Source organism: Pontibacter vulgaris (assembly GCF_022758145.1).
Taxonomy (GTDB): Bacteria; Bacteroidota; Bacteroidia; order Cytophagales; family Hymenobacteraceae; genus Pontibacter; species Pontibacter vulgaris.
On sequence record NZ_JAJVDH010000002.1, the window covers coordinates 621,345 to 633,026 of the forward strand.

Here is an 11,682-nt window from a genome sequence, read left to right on the forward strand (position 1 = left end):
GCCCCAGTAAACTGCCTAACAGTAATATACCGTTGCCTGCCAGATAGCCTTGACCGTACACAGACAGCCGCTCAAAATCAAGGGAAAGCACTGTGTTAGCTATTACCACAAAAAGTATGAGGAACACGCACAACAAAAATATTCTTACTTTCATAGCAGGCAAATGTAAGGGGAAACGGATCCGTTTCCCCTCATTATTTATTTTGTAACAGTTGTAGTAGTAGGAGTATAAATTCCGAATGTAAGACCAGCAATCAGACCATCAATAAAAGAATGCTCTGTTTTAACTGTATAATCTTTGGCGCCACCAGCCATTTCAACTGGATTTGACACGCTTACTGGTGCAAGGCCATACACTACATAGTGGTTCATCTTTTTTACTTGTGTGCTACCTTGTGCGCCATTACCTACTACAGTTGTGTAAGTATAGCATGATGTTAACATAGAAGACATTAGCATCGCTGCTGCGAACATTTTTACTGTTTTTTTCATTTGGCTATAAATTAAGTTGAAAAACAGTCTCAAATATAGAAATTTTACTATTATAAATATAAAGCCAAATAGTTAAAAATTATTTAGTTCGCATAATGTGTTCAAAGTATACCCTAAGAAGTATAAGCCTTGGCCTGTATAAAAGTATAAAAGAATACAGCATTTGGGCTTTTGGCTACCAGGTGCATTTCCTGCTTTACTTTTTCGGCCAGCTCCTCGTCTACATAACCTGCTTCGAGTAACTGAGGTAATCCGCTGAGTAGTAGCTCTGTCCAGAAACCGATCATTTCGGCGCGTTTGGCAGGGTTTCGGTTATCGAGGTGGTAGGTCATGGGTTTTGTTTCGATGCGCTGGTAGCCTACAGATTGTAGCAGGTTGCCTAGTTTAGCACCAACAAAGGGATCGCCGCTCATATCATACTGCAGATCGTTGAACCGCATCCAGTATTGCAGCACGCTTGGCGAGTATGGTTCCACAAAAAAGCTGGAGTTAAGCACTTCGGTTATCACAATCGGGCTGCCCGGTTTTAACACACGCCTAACTTCGGATAGCACCCGCGCCGGATCCGGAATATGCTCCAGCACCCAGCATAGGAAAGCTCCGTCAAACTGAGACTGTGAAGAAAAATCCATATCCATGGCGTTGCCTTGCTGCAATTTATAACGGCCTGTAGCGTATGGTATGTTTGCTAAATACTTCTCAGCCTGCTCTATCTGCCTATCAGAATAATCTAGGCCGGTAAGGAAAAGATGTGGATAACGACGCAGCAGAATCTCGGATTGCGCCCCAACACCGCAACCAACTTCGAGCAGGTTATTCACCATCGAGAAATCGATATCGGAATAGATCTTGTTCTCCATAAAACGCGCCTGCTTGTAAAGGCGTGTTTGCTCTTCGGTGGAGTAGCCGTGTAAATATTTTTCTTCTGAGGGTTCTATAGATGTTGTTGCCATAACAGCTCTGTTAAAAAATGTAATCTAAATTTTTAGATACGAGAGGAACGTACTCAGGGGCTTTAAATTTTATACCTGAAGGGTCAGGCTTTTGGGAAGTGGAAAGTGAAGGTAGTGCCTTCGCCTAAAACAGATTGTACCTTAAGTTTGATCTTGTGAAATTCTGCCACCGTTTTTACAATGGGTAGGCCCAGTCCCTGGCTTTCGCCATCAGCTGCATGAAAGCGCTTAAAACGGTCGAAAATATGTGGCAATTGGTCCTCGGGTATACCTACGCCGGTATCTGTTATTGACAGCTCATAGCCTTTGCCAACAGCCCTGCCTTTTATAAAGATGCTGCCACCCGGCAGGTTATACTTTATAGCGTTATTAATAACATTAAACAGCATGGTATGCAGCAACGATTCGTTGCCTTGTTGTAGCGTCCAGTCTTCTTCTACATCTACTTGCAACGCTACTTCTTTAGCTTCAGCGCGTTCGCTTATTTCCTCTACTACCTCATCTGTCAACTGTTTCAGCTCCACAGCTTCGTTTTTAAGGTACTGCTCGTTTTCTATCCGTGAGATGAGTAGCAGCGTTCTTATGATGGTTTTTAAGCGGTGCAGTGTTTTCTGGTTTTCTACCAGTTTTACCAGTAAATGTTCCGGCACGGTTGGGTCGGCCAGCATATTTTCCTGCCGTGTCTGAAGTATAGAAACAGGCGTAAGCAGCTCATGCGATACGTTACCGATAAACTCCTTCTCTTTCAGGAAAGCAGCCTGAATCTGGCCCATCATATCGTTGATGGTATTATTAAGGTATAAGAAATCTTCTGTAGAGGTGTTAAGCCTGGCAGGGATAAAGGTGCTGGGGTGGCCAATGCGTTGTAAGCGTTTAATAATAAGCCGGAGTGGTTTTAGCAGTATCTTACTGAAAGCCAGGTCAACAAAAACTGTTGTAAGCACTACGGCCACCAGAAAGTATAAGGCATACTGTTGCAGTGTATTGGTGTTTTCGCCAATAGTGGCAATACTGCGGCCTATTTCCAGCAGGTAATATTTGTTGTCAACTTCCAGCGTCAGGCTCAGCACGCGGTATTCTTCAATTTCGCCCTCAACTTTGCGCAGGCTGTTCTCGATCATATCCACCACCTGTACCGGCGAGTTTATCTGCTCCAGCGATATGAACTCTTCTTTCAGGAGGTTATAGCTACCATAGGCTCCGTTATCGCCTTCCGCAATAAAGGTTTCAATACCCTGCTTTTCAATCATACTGATCACCTTGTCCCGCTTTTGTAACAGGCGATCGTCGGTATTATGCAGGGCTACCCGGTGTATAATAAATGGCAGCAGCAACACCAGCAAAAGCAGGATAATGATTTTAGAAACAGCACTGAAGAGCGCGATCTTGGTCTGGAGCCGCATACTATGACACAGTTAACCGGTAGCCAACCCCACGTACTGTTTCGATCCAATCGGTTGGTATGTGGGCAGATAGTTTTTTGCGAAGGTTTTTGATGTGCACATCAATGTAGTTGGAGTCGTAATCATCCTCCAGTATGTTGCCCCAGATGTGTTCGGTCAGCTGCAACCTGGTAAGTATGCGGTTTTTGTGCAGAAGCAGGTAATGCAGCAGGTCGAACTCCTTTTTAGTTAATGATACATCTTTATCCTGGTAGCTCACCTTGCGGGCAGTGCTGTCGAGGTTAAAACCATGGAAAGAAAGTACAGATGATTTAACCTTGAACTTGCGGCGCAATACAGCTTGCATGCGTGCATCCAGTTCGAGCAACGAGAAAGGTTTTGGCAGGTAATCATCGGCCCCAAGCCCGAGGCCTTTAATACGTTCTTCCAGAGAGCCACGCGCCGTAAGTATAATTACTGCCGGGTCGTGGTCCAGTTGTTTTGTTTCTTCCAGCAGGTCAAGGCCATTGTAATCGGGCAGGCCCAAGTCCAGAAGTATAAAATCATACAGGTTAACGGCAATCTTTTCAGAAGCATCGCGGCCGGTATGGGCCCAGTCGCAACGGTAGTGCTGCTGCGACAGGAAATGGACCAGTTCCGTTGCCAGGCTGGCTTCGTCCTCTACAATCAATACGTGCATGGGTGCGTGCTTAGGTTATACTTCGGTTTACAAAGTTAAAAGGTATAGCTTACATTAAGCGTATAAAATGACTGTGCCTTAGACTCGTCGCCTTCCAGCAGGTTTACTGGTATAGAATAACGCCAGGACGGCTCTACTTCGAAACTACCCAGGTATATAACCAAAGGCACCTGGAAATCATAGTTCAGTACTTTGAATTTATGCTCCGTAGTGGTGGTTGTTTTAGTTGTTGTGGTGGTTGTGGTACCGCCATTATTATTATTTCCTTTGCCAGGTATAAGCGGGTCAAGTATGCCGCCCCCACCGCCGGTAGATGGGTTATTAATTACCTTCTTTTGTTGCTCGGTGTGCGTTACTGAAAACTCCTGGGTACCTAACGTAATACTGATCTTCGGATCGAGGCCAACGATGCGTTTTCCTTTCCAGATCGGGTTTAGTGGAATATAGCGTGAGTTTTCCAGCACTACAAAGAGGTCGTTGCTGCCGCCAAATACATAGCTTGTTTTCAGGCCTGTAAGCAGGTATTTCCAGTCCAGGGTAGTATAGGCAGTAACGGCATTGGAAGTAACAGCCTTTACAAGCGGGGTATTTTTGCTGAAGAAAAACCGGGAGTAGCCTAAGTTAGCAGCTGCGCGTTTGCTGATACTGAAACTATAACCTACCGATAAGTCGGTTTCATCAATATAATCTTCTGTATTAAAAAGCTGGTAAGTGGTTGCCGAAGCCCACAGGCCGGAGCGGTGTGTATAGGTAGCAGTAGCTGCCGCATACGGGTAACGGGTTGGGGTATTGCGCCCATAAAATGAAGAATTATTGGCGGTTTCAAGGCCCAGGGTCCACCAACCTTTTTTACTTACAGAATCAGCTGCAGCAACTGTGTCGGGCATAGCTGTTTCCGAAGCATGGGCAAGAACCGGCGTTAGTAGCATCAACGCAAGCAGTATCTTTAAACTGGTTAGCTGTTTCATTTTTAACGGGAAAATAAGCCGCTTCTGCTGGGGGCAGAGGCGACTTTGGTTAGCAGATTTTTGTTGCTTATTGCTTGCCTACTTTAATGGCTGAGCCAACTTTTACAGCACTTCCTACACCTACTTTAACAGGGCGGGTTGCGTTAGAAGCAGCACCAGTAACTACTTTTACCGGGCGGCCAGCTCCACCTACAGGGCGTCCGACGCCTACAGCACCATTAACTCTTGCAGCAGTTTTAGTAGTTACCTTACCATCTACTTTTACTGGTTTTTCCTGGCGTTTTGCAGTTGCTACTTCTTTTACTTCCTGGCCTTTGGCACTACCGCTTGCTTCTGTACCCTGAGCTACTTCAACTACAGCATCGCCGTGTGTTTCAGCTTTGGTCTTAACTTCTTTGGCAGCTTTGCCAGTTTTGTCTTTTGTATTCTGAGCAGTTTTAGCACCTGTCTGGATAGCAGTTTCTGTAGTTGCAGCGGCATCAGTTTTTACATTTACGGCTGCTTCTGTAGTAGTTTCTGTTGCCAGCGCAATGTTCTTGTTAGCTGTTTCTTTTACAAGCTGGCCTTTTGCTTTACCTGTTACTTCAGTGCTTTTAGCTACTTCAGCTACAGTCTGGCCGTGGTTGTCGATCTCTTTAGCAGCCTGTTCCTTTTTAGCAGCTTTTTCTTTTTTAGCTTTCTCTTTTCTCTTATTTTCTTTCTCAGGCTTTGTTTTTGGCTCCGGCTTATCGGCTTTAGCTTTTGCATCACCTTTAATGGCGGTCTCGCTTACCACAGTGCCTTTGCCATCAACAGCGGCAGTAGTAGAAGATTGTGCAGCAGTGCTTACACTTTTTCCGTGGTCGTTGGCCGAAACTTCTGTAGAAGTCTGTACGCCTGTATTTACTTTAGTTGTGTTTGTCTGAGCGAACGTAGTGGCTGCACTTAGTACAGCGATAGCTACAAGGGATAATTTTTTCATTGTTCGTATTGTCTTTTTATAGTTTATGTGTCAAAACTATAATGTCAAGATGAAGAGAACATGAAGAACATATTTTTTTTGATTTTTTTTCAAATTTTTTTTCGGATCCTGATTTTCTCTACTCTAAAGCTATTTGATATACCTGCAAGCCGGTACTTGTTAAGACTTTGCAAAAACTAACGTTCAGCTTTATACTCTCTTATAGTATAGCAATTGCCGTTGTAGTATGCTGTTGCGTTATACTTCCAACTCACCACAATTAAAACTAACTTGCCTTTTTAGTTACAGACTATCGTTAAGAGTTTAGCGTTAGCCGATTACCTTACATGAAAAACATCCTCAAAAACTACCGGCGAAGACTTTTGAACCTTGGCCCCGGCAACAGGGCATTGGTACAATTGCGCCTTTCCGCTGAAATGCATGTGGATGTGCAGGAGTTCGATTTTCTTATAAACTCACCTGCTTTTAGTGTAATACAGCACCTGCTGGCCGGTAAAAAAAGAATCATTATAAGCCCTTTTGCCGATAGCCGCTTTGCACCGGTAGAGCCTGTTAGCCGCCGACTGCGCAATATTAAGAGGAAAGAGGAAATGATTTTTGAGGAGCGCGGCAGCCGGGAATTATACATTGGCTGGCCATTTGTGCACGGCAAATTCTCTGACGGAACCGCCGTGCGTTGTCCTTTGCTTTTTTTCCCGGTGGCGCTGCAGCTAAACGCCGCCCGCGAGTGGGAGCTGGTGCAGGACTCCTCGCAACCCCCGCACCTTAACCAAAGCTTTCTGCTGGCTTATGCCCATTATAATAATGTACCGGTAGCAGAAGCATTGCTGGAACTGGACCTACGCACGCTGCCGCACCATCCGTTGGAGTTTCGCACAAAGTTGTATGAGCTGCTGAAAGAAAACCAGTTGGCTGTACATGTTGGGCGTGATTTTTTTACCGACCGCCTGAAGCATTTCCGGGAGTATAAAAAAGCAGATTATGAAGAAAACCTGAGACCTGGGCAGCTGCACCTGGAGCAGGAAGCCGTACTTGGCATTTACCCGCAGGCTGCATCCTACTTGCTGGCAGATTACGATGAGTTGCTGCTGCGCGATGGCCTGCACCAGATGGAAGATTTATTTCCGGCAGTGCCTTCCGAAAGTATAAACAGCACTACACAGGCGCAAAATACCTTTACCGCTTTTGATATAGATGCCTCGCAGGAAGCTGCACTGCAGCAGGTAAAACAAGGCAGGTCGTTGGTTGTGCAGGGCCCGCCAGGCACAGGTAAATCGCAGCTTATCTGTAACCTGGTTTCTGATTTTACTGCGCGTGGCAAAAAGGTTTTAGTGGTAAGCCAGAAACGTGCTGCCCTGGATGTGGTGCACCAGCGGTTGTCTGCAAAAGGCTTCGGTAATTTTGCTGCTCTGGTGCACGATATCCATGCCGACCGGAAAAGCATTTACGCGCAGCTACAACTGCAGATAGACCAGGTAGAGGAATACCGGAAGCAAAACCTGGCCCTCAACAGCATTTACACCGACCGTACTTTTCTGGAGGTATGCCGAAGTATAAACCGATGCACGCAAAAGCTGGAGGCATTTAAACACGCGTTATTCGATACGAGCCGGTGCGGCTGGTCGGCAAAGGAGTTATACTTGCAAAGCAGCCTGTCGCAGTCTTACCTGCCATTGGGCAATAATTTCAGGCAATTTACCGCCGAAACTATAACTGACTTTATGCCACGCTTACGCCAGTATTTGCAGCGTGCTGATGTGTTGGAAGCGCCCGACTTTGCGCTAAAAGAACGGCGAAGTATGCAAGGCTGGGGCTGGCCGCAACGCCAGGAACTGGAACAAACTATAAAAGAGCTGAACAGGAAGTATAACCAGGTTGCGCAAAGTATAACCGAGCTGAGCGGCTTTTCTTTTAAACCGGAAGATTTACCTCAAAGTATAGCCTCGTTGCCAACTATAACCGACCTGCAAAAGTTACTGGCCCAGCCAGAGGTATTACAGAACGTGTTGGTGCTTTCCCAGAAAACAACAGATGCCAAAGCGCTGGAACAGCAGATAATTCAGCTCAGAAAAGTATACACAGCTACCACCTTACCCGATGCAGTACTTCCTGCCGGTAAAACAGGCCAGGTACAGCAGGCTATTAAAGTATATGAACAGCAGCGCGGGCAATGGCTTAAAAGTATAAACTGGCACTTGATCGCCCCGGAAAAGAAGGCGTTGAAAAATGCCCTTGCACTGTATGGTTGGGAACTGACGGAAGAGGCAGTAACTAAACTACAGGCACGATTACAGCTGCGCGAGCAAGCCGAGTCACTTTTGCAAAGCCTGAACCAAAGTATAAACAGCACCTTAACTGTAACCGATTCGCCTGAAACCATACTGCAGCAACTGAACTATGTGGAACAGGCAATACAGGGGCAGAAATTATTGCAGCAGCTACAAAAGGCAAAGGTGTTTTCCCAGAAACTTATACTTCAGCCAGGCTTAACGGCGCGTTTGCAACAGCTCGGCCAAAGTATAACACAACTCCAGAAAGACTATAGCCAATGGCTGCAATGGTTACCCGACATTCAGATTCGTCAGCTGCTAAACCAACCCGAGCACACTTCAAAACTTTTGCAGGCGCTGCAGCAAAACTTCGAACCGCTGGTTGCACACGATACCTTGCTGGCAACTTTTACAAAAGCAGAACAGGAAATGGCGCAGCTTTTATTGGCGCAAAGTATAAATCCTGAGAAAGTAGATCTGGAAGCGCTTTTCCTGAATAGTGTGCAACTGGCCTGGCTGTATGAACTGGAGCAGCAACACCCCGAGCTTCGGATGCCATCCAGTGGCGACATGGAAAGCCTGGAGCAGGAACTGCAACGGCTACTGGAGGAAAAAAATCGTTTGAGCCAGGAAATCGTGTTATCAAAACTGCGCGAACAGACTTATACAAACATCGAATATAACCGCTTGGGCAATGCTGTAACGTACCGCAGGTTACATGCGCAGGTGATTAAGAAACGTAGCCTTTATCCCATCCGAAAGCTTTTTACCTTGTTTTCAGAAGAGATACTGGATCTGGTGCCATGCTGGCTGGCCTCGCCTGATACGGTATCGGCAGTGCTGCCGCTGGCGCAATGCTTTGACCTGGTTATATTTGATGAAGCATCGCAGTGTTATGCTGAGTCGGGCATACCAGCTATACTTCGTGGCAAACAAATAGTGGTGGCCGGCGACGAACAGCAGCTGAAACCATCTGACCTGTACCGCGCACGCTGGAACCCGGAAGGGGAAGAAGCAGAAGAATTAACTGCTGAATCGTTGTTGCAATTGTGTGGTTTATACTTGCCGCAAACGATGCTTTCGCAGCATTACCGCAGCCGTTACCCGGAGCTTATCGGGTTTTCTAACCAGCATTTTTACCGCAATAAACTGGAGCTGATTCCGGACAGAAGAGAGATAAATGCGGGCCACCCGGCCATTCGTTTTGTAAAGGTGCAGGGCTTGTGGCAGCAAAATACAAATAAGCCAGAGGCAGAAGTTGTGGTAAAACTAGTGCTGGACATGCTGCAGCAAGGCCAGCCGGATATAGGCGTAATTACTTTCAACTATAACCAGCAAATGTTGGTAATGGACCTGTTGGAAGATGCCGCACAGTCGCAAAGTATAAACCTGCCGCCCAGCCTGCTGGTAAAGAACATCGAAAATATGCAGGGCGATGAAAAGGAAGTGATCATACTTTCTGTGGGGTACGCGCCCGATGAAAAAGGAAAGCTGGCCATGCAATTTGGTAGCCTGAACCAAGCCGGCGGCGAAAACCGACTGAACGTGGCCGTTACCCGGGCAAAAAAGAAGATAATAGTAGTAAGCAGCATCGAAGCTGCGCAACTGCAAGTCGAAAATACACTGCACCAGGGCCCGAAACTTCTGAAAGCTTACCTGCAATATGCTCAGGCTGTTAGCAATGGCGGCTTTATATACAATCCGGTTGCTTCAACTGCTCCGGCGCCAGACTGGTTATTAAAAGAGCGGCTGCAAACTAACTTTTCTGGCTTGCAACAGGAACTGCCCTTTGCTGATCTGGCCTGGAAACAACAGCAACAGTATAGCGGAGTTATACTTACCGATGATGATTTATACTTCAGCCAACCTTCGGTGCGCCACTCTCATGCCGACGTACCGCAGCTGTTGCAAAAGCGGCATTGGCCATACCTGAAAGTATACAGCCGGCAATATTGGGAAGACAGGGAGGGAGTATTTCAAAAGCTAAAAACTATGGAGGCAGCACTAAACAGTTAATTTATACTTTCATCTATACTTTGGACGCTCACATTAAATTTTCAGGAGAAGTATAAAATCCATTACGCGAACCTTACCCTATGCTAATTAAACTTTTTACACTTTATGTATACTTGCAGGCTACACTTTGCGGCTGTGGGGCCGACCGCCGTAACAGCAATTTTGTGCGGCTCCGGAAAGACTATAAAGTAAAAGTGCGGAAGATTGGCAGGTTAGAAGCTGGTATACTTGAAAGCTCCGGTTTTGCACATGGCCCTGACAGCGCTATCTGGACCCACCCGGATGGCGGCTCGCCAAGTGAGCTATACCTGGTATCGGAAAATGGAAAGCTGCTGCAAAAGGCATCGTTAAGTATAAAAAACAAAGATTGGGAAGACCTGGCCCAAGACGATAAGGGCAACCTATACATTGGTGATTTTGGCAACAACCTGAATACACGACAGGATCTGCGGGTTTATAAAGTGCAGCAAAGTACAATGGCCGTTACCGATACCATAAAGTTTCGCTTCGCCGACCAGACTGCTTTCCCGCCAACTCCTCAGCAGCGGCACTACGACCTGGAAGCCTTTTTTTATCACCAGGATACGCTTTACCTTTTTACTAAAAGCCGCGCGCTTAAAAGTATAACCAGGCTTTATAAACTGCCTGCCACTGCCGGCAATTATACGTTAGCACCACAACAGGAATTACAGGTAAAATCGCCATTAACTGCTGCCGATGCCCTGCCGGATGCCAGCCAGTTTGCCTTGCTGGGTTATGGCAGGTTATACTTCTTTAATCAGGATAATGAACAGGGTATATCCCTTAGTAAGAAGCGCTACTGTCTGCCGCTGGGGCGTACAGGCCAGGCAGAAGCCGTGCTTTTTTTATCGCCGCAAAGTATACTTGTAGGCAACGAGAAAGGTAAACTTTACAAGGTATCACTCAAGTATAAAAACAAGCCGCATTAATAGCAGGCCAAAGTATAAAGAGCCATAGCCTTAAAACAAGTGCTTTCCGTAAGTAGTGGTATAGATTTAATTTAATAAAACTATGCATAAAACAATACTTGTAACGGGGGCCACGGGCACCGTTGGGCGGGAGGTTGTCAAACAGCTTTCCATGCTGGATGATATCAGGGTAAGAGCTGGCGTGCACTCTCTTATTAAAGGCGAGAACCTGAGAAGATTGCCTGATGTGGAAGTGGTGGAGATGGAATTCGAAAATCCTGAATCGCTGCACGCAGCCTTTACGCATGCAGACAAGGTTTTTATGATCACACCTTTTGCCTATGATCAGGTAGAGCAGGCCAGAATACTTGTAGATGAAGCCAAGCGGGCGGATGTACAACATATTGTTCGCCTTTCTGCAAGTGGCGCTGATGCTGAGCCGGGCATACAACTGGGTCGCTGGCACCGCGAGATAGAACGCGATATCGAACAAAGCGGCATCTCTTACACACATCTGCGGCCTACATCTTTTATGCAGAATTTTGTAAACTACTGTGCTGAAAGTATAAAGCAGGAAGGAAAGTTTTATATGCCTGTAGGTGATGGTAAAGTTAGTTATGTAGATGTGCGCGATGTGGCGGCTGTAGGAGTGGAGGCCCTGATAGGAAACGGCCATGAGGGGCAAGCCTACGAGATAAGCGGCCCCGAAGCGCTATCACATACCGAGATAGCAGACATTTTTAGCCAGGTATTAAAAACAGACATTCAGTATGTAGATGTGCCCGAACATACTGCCCTGCAAAGTATGTTGTCGCAAAGTATGCCTGAATGGATGGCAAACGCTATGCTGGAACTATACGGTGTTTACAAATCCGGCTACGGTTGCCACGTTACTGATACTGTACAAAGGGTTGTTGGCCGGCCGGCACGTAGTTTCCTGCATTTCGTTCAGGATTATAATCATTGTTTTGTAGAATCTAAACTATAAAAAAACCCTCCTGAAAAACAGGA

General features: G+C 46.2%; 9 protein-coding genes. 3 read left to right on the top strand and 6 right to left on the bottom strand.

Annotated features, from left to right (window positions below; genetic code table 11):
• Positions 1-198 precede the first annotated feature (198 nt).
• The 6 genes from LWP20_RS03880 to LWP20_RS03905 all read right to left on the bottom strand — a co-directional run bounded on the left by LWP20_RS03880 (position 199) and on the right by LWP20_RS03905 (position 5,456).
• Positions 199-492: a Bor family protein gene (locus tag LWP20_RS03880; RefSeq protein ID WP_242926793.1), complete on the bottom strand. Its 294-nt coding sequence runs from the start codon at positions 490-492 to the stop codon at positions 199-201.
• Positions 493-605: 113 nt separating this feature from the next.
• Positions 606-1,445 carry a class I SAM-dependent methyltransferase gene (locus LWP20_RS03885; RefSeq protein WP_242926794.1) on the bottom strand — a complete coding sequence of 280 codons (840 nt, stop codon included), beginning with the start codon at positions 1,443-1,445 and terminating at the stop codon, positions 606-608.
• A gap of 83 nt (positions 1,446-1,528) precedes the next feature.
• Complete coding sequence (locus tag LWP20_RS03890; RefSeq protein WP_242926795.1) at positions 1,529-2,848, bottom strand: sensor histidine kinase; 1,320 nt, start codon at positions 2,846-2,848, stop codon at positions 1,529-1,531.
• A 1-nt stretch (position 2,849) separates the two neighbouring features.
• Positions 2,850-3,527, bottom strand: coding sequence for a response regulator transcription factor (locus LWP20_RS03895; RefSeq protein ID WP_242926796.1), 678 nt, complete (start codon positions 3,525-3,527; stop codon positions 2,850-2,852).
• A 35-nt stretch (positions 3,528-3,562) separates the two neighbouring features.
• Complete coding sequence (locus tag LWP20_RS03900; RefSeq protein WP_242926797.1) at positions 3,563-4,495, bottom strand: hypothetical protein; 933 nt, start codon at positions 4,493-4,495, stop codon at positions 3,563-3,565.
• A 67-nt stretch (positions 4,496-4,562) separates the two neighbouring features.
• Positions 4,563-5,456 (bottom strand): hypothetical protein, encoded by an 894-nt coding sequence (locus tag LWP20_RS03905; RefSeq protein ID WP_242926798.1) that lies wholly within the window; start codon positions 5,454-5,456, stop codon positions 4,563-4,565.
• Between the two features lie 326 nt (positions 5,457-5,782).
• On the opposite strand from LWP20_RS03905, the gene LWP20_RS03910 reads away from it, so the two are divergent.
• The 3 genes from LWP20_RS03910 to LWP20_RS03920 all read left to right on the top strand — a co-directional run bounded on the left by LWP20_RS03910 (position 5,783) and on the right by LWP20_RS03920 (position 11,659).
• A complete protein-coding gene (locus tag LWP20_RS03910) occupies positions 5,783-9,742 on the top strand; it encodes an AAA domain-containing protein (RefSeq protein WP_242926799.1) in 3,960 nt (1,319 codons plus the stop codon).
• An 80-nt stretch (positions 9,743-9,822) separates the two neighbouring features.
• Positions 9,823-10,692 (top strand): hypothetical protein, encoded by an 870-nt coding sequence (locus tag LWP20_RS03915; RefSeq protein WP_242926800.1) that lies wholly within the window; start codon positions 9,823-9,825, stop codon positions 10,690-10,692.
• 82 nt (positions 10,693-10,774) lie between these two features.
• Positions 10,775-11,659, top strand: coding sequence for an SDR family oxidoreductase (locus LWP20_RS03920; protein ID WP_242926801.1), 885 nt, complete (start codon positions 10,775-10,777; stop codon positions 11,657-11,659).
• The last annotated feature ends 23 nt before the right edge of the window (positions 11,660-11,682 follow it).